Genomic DNA, 13,191 nt, shown 5'->3' with positions numbered 1-13,191 from the left:
TTAGATATGAGCAATCCAAAGTTCGAAATGGGCGACAGAGTCGAGAACATCAAGAACAAACGCATCGGCTTTATCAAGAAGCAACGCGGGGAAAACGTTTATCTGGTCAGCATTCAAGGACTTGGCGAGCGCGAATGGAACGAGGCCGATATCGTCAAAGCCGACGAACCTAAAACCAAGCTCAGTCAGAAATACAACCGCACCGCCTGATTGCGTGTTTCAATTTCCGGCAGCCTGCAGCGCCGTTTTCGGCGCTCCTGCCGGCCGGACGAAAAGCCAGACCGTATCTGCATTGCAGCGCGCGCAACGGGGAAACCTCTGACCTTCGAGGATCGTGCGCTCTTCCGAGTGACACTTCGAATGGTAGATGCCGGCTACGTGGTTGATGTCGCCTGTTCGTGTCGGAGAATCGCGCATGTCTGGCGGCATGGTACTTCATTGGCGTTCCCGAACCTGACCGTGATTCTCCTACACGCCTTTGCAGAAAATTGATGTGGACCGTGTCGCTAAATAGCTTGCGTCCATGCTTGCTACTATCTTCAAGTGAAGAAGTCCAGTAAGGGAGCGCCACGCAGCGAGAAAGATTGCGAAAATGTACGGCACTCCAATTATCGTTTTGGAAAACGGAAAGATCGTCGCAAAAAAGCCGTAGTCAGCCTGCCCTCTTTGCAAGAACCAGCGATTAGCCATTGGGGCTATCTGGAACCAAAAGAAAGGAGGTCACCCTGTTAGTGACCTCCTCAATACGCCCGAGACGATTCGAACGTCCGACCTTTGGTTTCGGAGACCAACGCTCTATCCATCTGAGCTACGGGCGCATGCTTTGGATTCTAGCAGTTAGGCCCGGGGTAGTGGAGGGGAAAACGTGCAGATGGCAACGCCACATGAAATTGTTTGTTCGAGAAACGAACAAGTACTTGGCTGTTACGAAAAAGAGTTCATGAAGCCATTGACAGCGCACGTGCATTTAATCTGAAAGCAGGCGCAGGTTTCTGCGTCTGCGCCGCCGATATTTTAGCGCGATGCACCGCATGAATCTCCAGCCGTAAGCGCTGGAGTTTCGTTTGCTAAAACGTTTCCCTCGAAGTTACCGCCAGCCGCGGCAGAACCATGCCGGGGCGGCCGTGGAATTTCAGAAGGAGGCGATGGGTGCCACCGTTTTACGAGGAGCTTCTCCGTCTTAACCTATCGGATCAAAAGGCATTGACCGATGACGGTTCCAGCGTGTGCACTGCGAGGTTTACCCGGCCCCGCCTTCGCCGAAGTGTTGCGGCCGATGGAAATCACCCGGCGGAGGCGCCGCAGACCATTGAAATTTTCCCGACTTTTGAAAAGTCCGATCCGAGAGCCGGCGCTTTCGGCATAAGCGTCCTGATACATATCGGAATGCTTCTGCTCGTTATCGTTCTGCCGCTGATATTTACAAGTTCATTGAAGGTCCACCACGACGTTGTTCTGGTCGCGCCGCCAGTCGAAAAGCCGGTAACGCTTGTCGAAACGACGTCCGCTTCGCGCCGTCTCGAGCCGCCGCGCGAGCCGGCGCCTGCTGTCATCGAACCGCTTCGGAAAGCAGAGCCGGAACCGAAGAATGAAGTTCCGATTCCGAAGGTCCTGAAAGTCGAAGATCCTGCCGCCCCGGTGCCGGCGCCGATAGCGCTGCCTCATATCGATGCGCCGCCGGCGGCCATCGCTCCTCCGCGGCTTGCTGTCCAGACCGGAGTCTTCTCGACGAAAAGCGATTCCGCTGCAGCTATGCCGAATGCCCCGGCCCACGATGTTCAAACGGGTGGATTCGGCAATCCGAACGGAGTTCCCGCGAAGAATTCCAACCGTGCCGCCGGTATTGCTGTTGGCGGAAGCTTTGCTGCTGCTGCTCCCTCCAGTTATCCGGGCGCCGTCATTCGCAGCGTGCGGCAGGGCGGATTCGATGCGGTCGCGGACGCTGCTCCGCTGCCGGCGCCGAAGAAAATGAATGCCGGGCCTCCCGATAAACCCGTTGAGATTGTCTACAAGCCCAAGCCCGAATACACCGAAGAAGCCCGCAAGCTTCGGGTAGAGGGCGAGGTGCTCGTTCATGTTTTATTCAAGGCGACCGACGAGATTTCCGTACTCGACGTCGTGCGTGGTCTCGGGCATGGCCTGGACGAAACTGCGATGCGAGCCGCCGGACAGATTCGATTCAAGCCTGCGATGCGTGCGGGCCAGCCGGTGGACTCGGCCGCAACGGTCCACATCATTTTCCAGTTGGCTTTTTGAGCAGCTGTGTTTTTAAGAGGCCTTACATGAAATTCAGATCCATGACGATTCTCGTGGCCGCGCTCGCTTTGTGCGCCTTCACCGCAATCACCGAACTGGCCCAGGCTCCGGCGGACTCGAATTCTCCGGCTTTGACGGCGGACCGCGTTGTGGACCGGGCTCTTCAGCGCGAGCGGGAGCTGATGAAGGCGCTGACGAAGTTCACGCCGATGGTTGAAACCTACATCCAGAACCTGGCGCCGGATCGTGATCTCGGGGCCGTTCCCACAGGCGACAAATACTTTCTCTCCAAACTGGACATGAAGCATGGCGTTCAAGACAATTCGCTGCTGCCGGTTCCCGGCTTCATGTCGAGGACCAGACAGCTGATCGAGTCGCCCTTCAAGATCGAATATCTGCCGCGTGGTTTCGCGAGCATGATTTTTATCGACGAGAAGAACTTTGATCGTGCGAACTATGACTTTGCATATGTGCGTCGAGAATTCCTCGGCCAGGTGCGCTGCTTCGTTTTCGATGTGAAACCAAAGCGCGGAGCGCACCGGACAGCATTCATCGGCCGGATCTGGATTGAAGACCGCGACTTCAATATTGTCCGTTTCAATGGAACGTACACGCCGTCGTCGGGCTCCAATAACTATTTTCACTTCGACAGCTGGCGGGAGAACCTGGCGCAGGATTTATGGCTGCCGACATACATCTACACGGAAGAGTCGGATTTTGCGTACCTCATGGACACCAGGAAACTTCGCTTCAAGGGGCAGACCCGGCTTTGGGGCTATGACGCGGCGGGTGCCAATCAACAGCAAGAGTTGACGGAGATTTCCGTAGAGTCCGATCGGGTTCAGGACAGCGCCGACGCCGGCGACACGCCGGCCCCCGTTCAGAACCTCAGATCCTGGGAACGCCAGGCGGAGGACAACACGCTCAACCGGATCCAGAGCGCGGGATTGCTTGCGCCGGAAGGCCCCGTCGATCAGGTGATGGAGACTGTGCTCAACAATCTTGAAGTCACGAACAATCTGGATATCGAGCCCGGCGTGCGGGCGCGCGTCCTTCTAACGACGCCCCTCGAGTCATTCACCGTCGGCAACACGGTCGTGGTCAGCCGCGGCCTGATCGATGTTCTGCCGGATGAAGCCAGCCTTGCGTCGATACTGGCGCATGAACTCGCGCATATCTCGCTTGGTCATCAGATCGACACGAAATATGCGTTCAGCGACCGGCTGCTGTTCGACGATACGCAAACCTTCAAATGGCTGACGTTGAAGCGCGACGAGAAAGAAGAAGCAGCTGCGGACGCCAAAGCCGCCGAATTCATGAAAGCGTCGCCTTACAAAGACAAACTCGGCAACGCCGGTTTGTTTCTGCGGGCGCTGCAGAACCGTGGACCGCAACTGCCGAATCTCCTGACACCCCACCTGGGCAACATGATCGCGAGCGGCGGGAAAGTGCGCCGCATGGCCGACCTCATGGCCGGCTCTCCTAAATTGGAAACGAAAAAGATCGACCAGGTCGCAGCCTTGCCGATCGGCAGCCGGCTCCATATCGATCCCTGGGACGATCATGTGGAATTGATTCAGGCGAAACCCGCAACGCCGTTGTTTGCGCGGGAAAAGATGCCGTTTGAAATTGCGCCCGTCTTTCTGAACCTGAAACGGCGAAGCGTCGCGCAGGCCGTCGCGAAGTAGACATCCGGCACGAAAGGGGCCCAACGGGGGACAGGTCACTTGTGTTGGTCAAAATGTTTCCAAACGAAACAGTTTGGGCCTTAAAAAGTGACCAGTCCCCCGTTTGGGCCCCTTTCGTGCCGGATGTCTTTAAGGGGTTCGAGCTGTGCCCACCGAGATTGGATGGACGCAAGTCGCAATCCGGCTGGCGCTTACCGTCCTCGCCGGAACACTGATCGGGATCAACCGGAGCTCGCGCGGAAGGCCCGCCGGCCTGCGCACGACGCTTCTGGTCTGCCTTGCGGCCTCCATTTCGATGATTCAGGCCAATCTGCTGATGGACACAGCGGGCAAATCATCCTCCTCGTTCGTGGTGCTGGATCTGATGCGGTTGCCGCTGGGCATCCTGTCCGGAATGGGCTTCATCGGGGCAGGCGCCATTCTGAGGCGGGACAATATGGTGGTCGGCATTACAACCGCCGCGACGCTGTGGTTTGTGACGATCATCGGACTCTGTTTCGGTGGCGGACAACTCTTTCTCGGCTTATGCGGGTTGGCGCTGGGTCTGGCGGTGCTGTGGGGATTGAAGTGGGTTGAAGAACACTCCATCCGGGAGCACATCGCTGAACTGGTCGTCGTCACTGCGGCGGAAGGTCCGTCGGAAGAAGAGATTCGATCGCGATTGACGGCGCAGAGCTGTATCGTGGCATCGAGCTCCGTTGCCTACAGCCGCGATCCGGACGTCCAGCGCTTCGAATATGCCCTGGAGTGGCGGGCACGCCTCCCGGATGCCCGAGTTCCGGGTTTCCTGCCGGCGCTTGCACAACAGCCCGGCGTGATTCGAGTGGAATGGAAATCAACCGCCTCGTGACACAGTGCAGTGCAACATTGCATCATTGGAAGTTTTTTCATTCCAGATTTAGAAATGCAGCAACTTGCAATGATGCAATGATGCATTCTTACTAAATGATCGGGCAGACGGTCTCGCACTATCGGATAGTCGAGCAGCTCGGCAGCGGGGGCATGGGCGTCGTCTATAAAGCGGAAGACAGCCGGCTCGGCCGTGCCGTCGCCATCAAGTTTCTTCCCGAAGAATGGTCGAAGGATTCACAGGCGCTCGAGCGATTCCGGATCGAAGCCCGCGCCGCTTCGGCGTTGAATCATCCTCAGATCTGCACGATCTACGACATCGGTGAGTACAACGCCCGGCCGTTCATCGTTATGGAGTATCTCGATGGACAGACACTGAAGGAACGGATTCATGGTCAGGCGCTTCGGCTCGAAGAACTCCTCGACATCGGCGTTCAGATTTCAGGAGCGCTCGAGGCGGCACACGCCAAGGGAATCATCCATCGCGATATCAAGCCGGCGAACGTTTTCGTGACGCGGCAGGGGCAGGCCAAAGTTCTGGATTTCGGTCTCGCGAAGCTTGCGCCGCAGAATGCGGCCGGCCTTGAGATCTCGACAACCGCGGGCAAAGACCTCACGTCGCCCGGCACAACCTTAGGCACCGTCGCGTACATGTCGCCGGAACAGGCCCGGGCCGAGGATGTCGACGAGCGTACCGATCTCTTTTCCTTCGGTGTTGTTCTTTATGAGATGGCAACCGGAACTCAAGCCTTCCCGGGGCCGAGCGCCGCGGTTGTTTACGATGCCATCCTCAACCGGAACCCGACTCCGCCAGGGCGCTTGAATCCCAGCCTTCCGTTCGATCTCGATCGAAGCATCGACAAAGCTCTGGAAAAGGAGCGCCAGTTCCGGTACCAGCACGCATCGGAAGTTCGAGCGGATCTCGAACGCCTGCGGCGCGACCTTCATTCAGGGCGCGGCGTTCGAGTCATTACGCCGGAAGTGCCGCCGCCTGCCGCGCGGCCTCAGGCCGCCGTGCGGCCGCGCAGTCCGCGGAAAGCCTTCTGGCTGGGTCTGATTCCAGGCCTGGGAGCTCTGTACAATGTGGAATACAAGAAGGCGGGGATTCACGTCGCCATATTCGGCGTTATCACACTGCTACTGAACAGCAGTCCCCAATCGATGCAGGGCTTCTTCGAGCTTCTGCGATTCGTCTTCATCGCATATATGGCATTCGAAGCCAGGAACACGGCGGAGAAGAATCTGTAATCTGAGCGCGCCCGGAGGGATTCGAACCCCCGGCCACCGGATTCGAAGTCCGATGCTCTATCCAGCTGAGCTACGGGCGCGTCCCGAAGATCTTACTACGCATATGCATCATCCGCGCCATCCGCGGCCGATCCCAGCTGTGGTAACTTATGGGATTCTTTCTGGAACGAGGTTTCTGACATGCGAAACATGGTCATTATCGGATCGGGCCCGGCGGGTCTAACCGCGGCGATTTATGCGGCTCGCGCCAATCTTCAGCCGCTCCTTATCGAAGGCAAGGAGCCGGGCGGTCAGCTCACGTTGACGACGCTGGTCGAGAACTATCCCGGATTCGCGGAAGGCATCATGGGCCCGCAGCTCATGGAAGAGATGCGCAAGCAGGCGCAGCGCTTCGGCGCGGAAATCGTGAACAGTTATGTCCATGGCGTGAAACTGAAAGAACATCCGTTCCGCGTCTATTACGGCGATCAGGAGATTCAAACGAAGACGGTCGTGATCTCGACCGGCTCGTCCGCAAAACTGATCGGCATCGAAACCGAAATTCAATTGATGGGCCACGGTGTGTCCACCTGCGCCACCTGCGACGGTTTCTTTTACCGCGGCAAGGAAATCGCGGTTGTCGGCGGCGGCGATTCCGCGATGGAAGAAGCGACATTCCTGACCAAGTTCGCCACCAAGGTTTCGCTCATTCACCGGCGGGACACATTTCGCGCGTCCAAAATCATGCAGGATCGCGCCCTAGCCAATCCGAAAGTCAATTTCGTTGTCGATACGGTTGTCGAGGAGGTCGTCGGGTCCCGGGAAACCGGCGTGACGGGCCTCCGGCTGAAGAACGTCAAAACCCAGAGGCCTTCCGAAATGAAGATCGACGGGTTGTTTGTCGCTATCGGCCACAATCCCAACACCGACATCTTCAAAGGACAGGTCGACCTCGACGAAAAGGGCTACGTCAAAACCCATCCGGATTCTACTCGCACGAACATCCCCGGCGTTTTCGCCTGCGGCGATGTTCAGGATCCCGTTTTCCGCCAGGCCATCACAGCGGCCGGCAGCGGCTGCATGGCGGCGATCGAAGCCGAGCGTTGGTTGGAACATTGAGTGACGAGCGGATATTCACCCTGGCGGAGGCCGAAGCTCTGCTTCCCACTCTGCGCACGCTGCTCGGCGAGATCGGCGAAGCCTGGGGGCACGTCCGGGAACTGAATCCGGAAGTCCAGAAAGCGCGGGACGCGTCCGCTTTCGATGGTTTCAGCAAGGCAGGGGTGGAGTACGTCGAATCGGTTTCCCACCTGATGTTCCTGATTCATCAAATCAAGGATATGGGTGTCATTCTAAAGGATGCTGAGAAGGGGCTCTGCGATTTCCCCTACGTCCGTCAGGGACGGGTGGTTTATCTCTGCTGGCAGTTGGGCGAAGAGCGGATCGAATACTGGCACGATATAGAAACCGGTTTTGGGGGCCGGGAGCCGTTGGATGACACGGACAGGTGAGCGACCCATGGACAAAATTCTGATTTCCGCCATTGATTGCGTCGCCAACATCGGGGTCACCGCTGAAGAACGCACGATCGAACAGCGCCTTTCCATCGATATCGAGATCTGGGTCGATTCGGCCAAAGCGGCCAGAACGGATTCCTTGAAGGATGCCCTCGATTATTCCAAGGTCGCCGTTCTAGTCATGGAGGTTTGTGGAAGCCGGCACTTCCACCTTATAGAGACCCTGGCGGAGCTTCTGGCCGCCGGGATCCTCGACGGATTCCCGACTCCGCAGGTTCGTATTCTGGTCCGGAAAATCTCCCCAGTTGTGGAACCCAGGGTCAACTACGTCTCCATCGAGATCGTTCGTTCCCGCTAATTCATTCAAAATTTGGCAGTTGTGCCGATTTGTCTTGAAGATTTCAAATTTGTTGCGTTATCCTTACCCCCTTGTTTTAAAGGCCAGCTCCAACGGCCTCCCGACGTTCTCATCCGGTAATTGCACCTGTTATTCAAGGAGGTAGCTTGTCTAGTTTGGAACAGACCGTAGGTGAAACTCCGCAAACCGACTATAGCGCCCGAACCCAAGGAAAGGCGAAGCTCGGAAAGCGCGCCATGAAGTATGTGGATGCGGCCGTTTGTTACGGCGCCGGTGTTGCCTTCGATACCATCCAGTACTTTAACCGGTTCAATCCCAATCCGGCTTTCACGCCGAAGTGGACGGAAAAGCCGTTGCTGAAGTCGTGGCAGAAGACCAAGCCGGTTCTCGGCTGGCCTCGCCAGACCGACTCGCTCTGTCCGGAATGCGTGAAAGAAGCGCGTGAAGCGATCACGAACGGCAAGGCGGACTGGACGAAGCTCCTTCATGAGAAGGTAGGAGAAGTCAAAGCCTCGATCATCGAGCGCGACGGTCAGGTCTGGATGGTCAAGGAATGCCCGCAACACGGGAAGACCGAAGACCTGATGGCCATCGACGTCAAGTTCCTCGAGTGGATCGAACAGAACTTCCCCGGCCGGGACATTCCGGCACACAACGACAAGGACCTCCACAATCACGGCAGCAGCACCATCAAACATGGCCGTGGCTCCGTATTGACCGTTGATCTGACGAACCGCTGCAACATGATGTGCGACCCCTGCTTCATGGACGCCAACCAGGTGGGCTACGTTCATGAACTGACCTGGGAAGAAATCATGGAAATCATGAACAACGCCATCCAGATCAAACCGCGGCGTCAGATGTCCATTCAGTTCTCCGGCGGCGAGCCAACCATGTCGCCCTACTTCCTGGATGCGGTGGCGTATGCCCGCAAGATCGGATATTCCAGCGTCCAGGCGGCGACGAACGGTATCGAGTTCGCCAAGAGCAAGGAATTTGCGAAGCAGGCCGCCGAAGCCGGCCTGCGCTATGCCTACCTGCAGTTCGACGGTATCGGAAACGATGCCAACAGCCATCGCCAGATCGGCAATCTCTTCGATGTGAAGCTCCGCGCGATCAACAATCTGCACGAAGCCGGCGTCGAAATCATCCTGGTTGTGACGCTGGTTAACGGCGTCAACAACGATCAGGTCGGATCGATCATCCGTTTCGCGATGGACAACCCGAAGAAGATCGCGTTCATTGCCTTCCAGCCGGTTTCATTTACCGGCCGCGACGAAGACATTACTCCGGAACGCCGTCTGCGCCAGCGCTACACACTTTCGCACCTCGCGAACGACGTGAAGACACAGGTCGGAGTGACCGAACCGACGCGCGACTGGTTCCCGCTTTCGATGATGGGCGCGTTCGCGGACTTCGCGGACCTCGTCCATGGACCCGGCGCGGACTGGGGCCAGGTCAGCTGCGGCTGCCATCCCAACTGCGGCGTCGGCACGGCGATGATGATCAACAAGGAAACCAAGGAGTTCGCTCCGGTTCCTCAGTTCCTGAACATTCCCGGCCTCGTTTCCGACATGCAGAAGATCACGGATTCCGGCCGCAGCAAGTGGTTCTCGAACGCCATGATGGCGCTGGCGCTTCTGAAGAACTACAACCCGTTCGGCGGACCGCCGAGCCTGACGCTCTCGGACATCATGAGGAAGTTCGACAAGTCCTTCGGTTTGTCCGGCAAGAGTTACGGCAAGGTGTCCGGCGATCGCACGATGGAAGACATCCAGAAACGCCGCAATGATCCCTGGAACTTCCTGTTCGTCGCAGGAATGTGGTTCCAGGATCTGTTCAACTATGACTTCCGCCGCACCGAGATGTGCATCATTCCGTACGCGACGCAACTCGGCGAGATTTCCTTCTGCGCGTACAACACCGGAATCGGCTGGCGCAAGATCATCGAGAACATGTACAAGACCGCCAGCGTTGCCGAGTGGAACAAGAAGTACGGCAAGCACGGCGTTTATGCCGGCGGCCATGAAGTTCCGTTGGAGAATTTCGATCACAACCTCGTTTTGAACCAGGTAGATGTGGCTCGCGTCCGTGAGCATGGGGAGGCGCCGGAAACTGCCGCGGAAGAAGAGAAGATGGCCCGGCAGCAAGCGCGCGAGGCTCAGAAGGTGAAGCAGATGGTTGACGAACTCACCTTCGGTAAGAACCTCGGCGATAGCGAGAAGTCAGAGTTGGTCAAGATCGAGTTGGCTCACCGCGGCAGATAGTAATTAGCCACAAAAAGCACAAAAGGCACAAAAGAGACCTTCTCTTTTGTGCCTTTTTGTTTCGCGAAGCGCAAGCGCGGTAGCGCGCAGCCTAAAGTTTGTGGCTAATTGATCCCCAGGGTTTTGCGGCCCGCTTCCGAAATCCGCTGCGGCGACCACGCCGGTTCCATCACAATCTGAACATTTGGATTCGGGAATCCCGCATTGCTCAGTTTCGAGCGAATGTCTTCCGCGATCGTGGCGCCGGAGGGACAGGCCGGCGACGTTACCGACATCTTGACATCGACGGCGTCGGTGCCGGCCTTGACTTCATAAATCAATCCGAGGTCCACGACATTCAAAGGAATCTCCGGATCGAAACATTCCTTTAACACTTCATAGACGAGGTCTTCCTGAGACATCTCCGCGAGGCGCGGATCCCGGGCTTTGGCGGCGAGCGCCTCGGCTACCGTAGCTTCCATAACCTTGGTGGACTCTGCGAAGACGCGGGCGTCCTCATCTCGGGCTTGTTTGGAGTAGGAAGGCGTCATATTCGATTGCCGCCGGACGGCGTAAATCAATATGAGGACAATCATGCTGACGGCAAAGAGGGAAACGATGAGCCACACGAATTTGATTTTCACCGTTAACCCCCTATACTTCAAGGGTATAATTTGTACGTAGATATTAGGAGAAGAACAACATGCCAGTCCTATTAACCAAGAAAGCGGAAGAGAAAGTAAGAGAGATCATGTCCGAACAGCCCGAGCCCTATGCCGGCCTGCGCATTCAGGTCGTCGGCGGCGGTTGTTCCGGCTTTCAGTACCGCATGGGCTTCGATAAGAATTTCAACGATCAGAGCGATGCGGTGTTTGAATTCGAGGGTTTGAAAGTGTTTGTGGACAAGCAGAGTCTTCTTTACATGGAAGGCGCCGAAGTCGATTATGTCGAAGGGCTACATGGCGCCGGCTTCAAGTTCAATAACCCGAATTCCACGGGTTCATGCGGCTGCGGCAGTTCGTTCTCGGTGTAAATTTGTAAACCAACGGGGGAGCTTCTCGCTGAGAGGATCCGTCAGGATCGACCCCTTGAACCTGATTCGGATAATACCGACGAAGGGAGCGTAAAATGAGCACGTCCAAACTCGAATTCAAAGATTCCGCCTACCTCGATACAGCATTTCCGGCTAGCGAACGGGTTTATGTCCCGGGCAAAATCCATCCTTCAGTGAAAGTCCCGCTGCGTGAGGTCTCGACCCGGGATGGCGCGCACCTGCGGCTGTACGACACCCGCGGTCCCTGGGCAGATCCGCGTATGGTCTGCGACGTTCGTCAGGGTCTGCCGGCCTTGCGCCTGCAATGGATTCTCGATCGCAAGGACACCGTCGAATACGAGGGCCGCACGGTCAAGGCCGAGGACAATGGCTATCTCAGTTTCCAGCATGCGGCGCAAGCTCAGGGCCGGGTCCGGCTGGAATCGTTTCCGGGACTGAAACGACAGGCCCGCAAGGCGGATAAGGGTGTTGCCGTCACTCAGCTTGCCTATGCCAGGCGCGGGATCGTCACTCCGGAAATGGAGTTCATCGCCATCCGCGAAAACCTGGGCCGCGAGCAGGCCTTCGAAGCCGCCAGCGACAGCCGTTCGAATGTCCACTTCCAGCATCCCGGCGAATCCTTCGGAGCCGGCATTCCGAAATACATCACACCGGAATTTGTGAGAGACGAAGTCGCGCGCGGCCGCGCGATCATTCCTGCGAATATCAATCATCCGGAAGCCGAGCCGATGATTATCGGCCGGAACTTCCTGGTGAAGATCAATTCGAACATCGGCAACAGCGCCATCTCCAGCTCGATCGAAGACGAAGTCGAGAAGATGCGCTGGAGCATCACCTGGGGCGCCGACACGGTGATGGATCTGTCGACCGGCCGCAACATCCATGAAACGCGCGAATGGATCATGCGGAATTCGCCGGTGCCGATCGGAACGGTGCCGATTTACCAGGCGCTCGAGAAGGCCGGAGGCCGGCCGGAAGAGCTGACGTGGGAGATGTATCGGGACACGCTCATCGAACAGGCCGAGCAGGGCGTCGATTACTTCACGATCCATGCCGGCGTTCTTCTGCGCTACATCCCGCTGACGGTCCAGCGCCGGACAGGCATTGTCAGCCGGGGCGGCTCGATCCTGGCGAAGTGGTGCCTTGCGCATCATCAGGAGAATTTCCTCTATACGCACTTCGAAGAGATCTGCGAAATCATGCGCGCTTACGATATCTCGTTCAGCCTCGGCGACGGCTTGCGGCCGGGCTCCATCGCGGATGCGAATGACGGCGCCCAGCTCGGCGAGCTTGCAACGCTCGGAGACCTCACGCAGATCGCATGGAAATACGATTGTCAGGTGATGATCGAAGGTCCCGGTCATGTTCCGATGCATCTCATCAAAGAGAACATGGATCTTCAATTGAAGCTGACGCATGAGGCTCCGTTCTATACGCTCGGGCCTTTGACCACAGACATCGCTCCGGGCTATGACCACATCACGAGCGCGATCGGCGCGGCGATGATCGGCTGGTACGGCACGGCGATGCTCTGCTACGTCACGCCGAAAGAACATCTCGGCCTGCCGAATCAGAAGGATGTCAAAGACGGCGTCATCGCATACAAGATTGCGGCGCACGCCGCCGATCTCGCCAAAGGTCATCCCGGCGCGCAGGAGCGCGACAACGCCCTCAGCAAGGCGCGTTTCGAATTCCGCTGGGACGATCAGTTCAACCTCAGTCTGGATCCGACGACAGCCAAGGATTTCCACGATGAAACGCTTCCGCAGGATGGCGCAAAGCTCGCGCATTTCTGCAGCATGTGCGGCCCGCAGTTCTGCTCGATGAAGATAACGGAAGAGGTCAAGGAAGCGATGGATCAGAAGAGCGTGGAATTCGTGACAGCCGGCGCCGATATTTACGTAAAGAAAGATTAGCCAGAAAAGTGTGAGCCGCAGATGACGCGGATGACGCAGATGGGCGCAAACAAAGAGATTTGATGCGCCCATCTGCGTCA

13 protein-coding genes, 2 tRNA genes and 1 riboswitch are annotated in these 13,191 nt (G+C 57.2%); of the genes, 11 read left to right on the top strand and 4 right to left on the bottom strand.

Going from position 1 to position 13,191, the window contains the following annotated elements:
• Nucleotides 1–6: 6 nt before the first annotated feature.
• On the top strand, nt 7–210 hold the full coding sequence (locus VGK48_04405) for a hypothetical protein (protein ID HEY2380403.1): 204 nt from the start codon (nt 7–9) through the stop codon (nt 208–210).
• 9 nt (nt 211–219) lie between these two features.
• On the opposite strand, the gene VGK48_04400 is transcribed toward VGK48_04405, so the two are convergent.
• Together VGK48_04400 and VGK48_04395 are read right to left on the bottom strand one after the other, a co-directional pair.
• A complete protein-coding gene (locus tag VGK48_04400) occupies nt 220–429 on the bottom strand; it encodes a hypothetical protein (GenBank protein ID HEY2380402.1) in 210 nt (69 codons plus the stop codon).
• A gap of 315 nt (nt 430–744) precedes the next feature.
• Nucleotides 745–818: transfer RNA gene (locus VGK48_04395), tRNA-Arg, on the bottom strand.
• Nucleotides 819–1,386: 568 nt separating this feature from the next.
• Here VGK48_04395 and VGK48_04390 point away from each other — a divergent pair.
• The 4 genes from VGK48_04390 to VGK48_04375 all read left to right on the top strand — a co-directional run bounded on the left by VGK48_04390 (nt 1,387) and on the right by VGK48_04375 (nt 6,041).
• Nucleotides 1,387–2,256, top strand: coding sequence for an energy transducer TonB (locus VGK48_04390; GenBank protein ID HEY2380401.1), 870 nt, complete (start codon nt 1,387–1,389; stop codon nt 2,254–2,256).
• Nucleotides 2,257–2,282: 26 nt separating this feature from the next.
• Nucleotides 2,283–3,944 carry a M48 family metalloprotease gene (locus VGK48_04385; GenBank protein HEY2380400.1) on the top strand — a complete coding sequence of 554 codons (1,662 nt, stop codon included), beginning with the start codon at nt 2,283–2,285 and terminating at the stop codon, nt 3,942–3,944.
• Nucleotides 3,945–4,089: 145 nt separating this feature from the next.
• Nucleotides 4,090–4,794: an MgtC/SapB family protein gene (locus VGK48_04380; protein ID HEY2380399.1), complete on the top strand. Its 705-nt coding sequence runs from the start codon at nt 4,090–4,092 to the stop codon at nt 4,792–4,794.
• Between the two features lie 95 nt (nt 4,795–4,889).
• Entirely contained in the window at nt 4,890–6,041 is a 1,152-nt protein-coding gene (locus VGK48_04375) for a serine/threonine-protein kinase (GenBank protein ID HEY2380398.1), read from the top strand.
• A 6-nt stretch (nt 6,042–6,047) separates the two neighbouring features.
• Here the strand turns inward: VGK48_04375 and VGK48_04370 are convergent.
• Nucleotides 6,048–6,121, bottom strand: a tRNA-Arg gene (locus tag VGK48_04370).
• Nucleotides 6,122–6,221: 100 nt separating this feature from the next.
• Between VGK48_04370 and trxB the strand changes: the two genes are divergently transcribed.
• The 4 genes from trxB to VGK48_04350 all read left to right on the top strand — a co-directional run bounded on the left by trxB (nt 6,222) and on the right by VGK48_04350 (nt 10,162).
• Nucleotides 6,222–7,139, top strand: coding sequence for a thioredoxin-disulfide reductase (trxB, locus tag VGK48_04365; protein ID HEY2380397.1), 918 nt, complete (start codon nt 6,222–6,224; stop codon nt 7,137–7,139).
• Complete coding sequence (locus VGK48_04360; protein HEY2380396.1) at nt 7,136–7,531, top strand: DUF2203 domain-containing protein; 396 nt, start codon at nt 7,136–7,138, stop codon at nt 7,529–7,531. Before trxB ends, VGK48_04360 begins: the two co-directional genes overlap by 4 nt.
• A gap of 7 nt (nt 7,532–7,538) precedes the next feature.
• Nucleotides 7,539–7,895: a dihydroneopterin aldolase gene (gene folB, locus VGK48_04355; GenBank protein HEY2380395.1), complete on the top strand. Its 357-nt coding sequence runs from the start codon at nt 7,539–7,541 to the stop codon at nt 7,893–7,895.
• A 236-nt stretch (nt 7,896–8,131) separates the two neighbouring features.
• Nucleotides 8,132–10,162 carry a radical SAM protein gene (locus VGK48_04350; protein ID HEY2380394.1) on the top strand — a complete coding sequence of 677 codons (2,031 nt, stop codon included), beginning with the start codon at nt 8,132–8,134 and terminating at the stop codon, nt 10,160–10,162.
• A gap of 104 nt (nt 10,163–10,266) precedes the next feature.
• Here the strand turns inward: VGK48_04350 and VGK48_04345 are convergent, their stop codons facing one another.
• Nucleotides 10,267–10,785, bottom strand: coding sequence for an iron-sulfur cluster assembly protein (locus VGK48_04345; protein ID HEY2380393.1), 519 nt, complete (start codon nt 10,783–10,785; stop codon nt 10,267–10,269).
• A 59-nt stretch (nt 10,786–10,844) separates the two neighbouring features.
• On the opposite strand from VGK48_04345, the gene erpA reads away from it, so the two are divergent.
• On the top strand, nt 10,845–11,174 hold the full coding sequence (gene erpA, locus VGK48_04340; GenBank protein ID HEY2380392.1) for an iron-sulfur cluster insertion protein ErpA: 330 nt from the start codon (nt 10,845–10,847) through the stop codon (nt 11,172–11,174).
• Nucleotides 11,175–11,178: 4 nt separating this feature from the next.
• Nucleotides 11,179–11,279: riboswitch (TPP riboswitch) on the top strand.
• Nucleotides 11,270–13,111 (top strand): phosphomethylpyrimidine synthase ThiC, encoded by a 1,842-nt coding sequence (gene thiC / locus VGK48_04335; GenBank protein ID HEY2380391.1) that lies wholly within the window; start codon nt 11,270–11,272, stop codon nt 13,109–13,111. It overlaps the preceding riboswitch by 10 nt.
• Nucleotides 13,112–13,191 lie beyond the last annotated feature (80 nt).

The sequence above is a fragment of the Terriglobia bacterium genome (genome assembly GCA_036496425.1).
Classification (GTDB): Bacteria; Acidobacteriota; Terriglobia; order 20CM-2-55-15; family 20CM-2-55-15; genus 20CM-2-55-15.
Note: the sequence above shows the minus strand (reverse complement) of the source record. Positions and strands in the feature narration are given on the sequence as shown.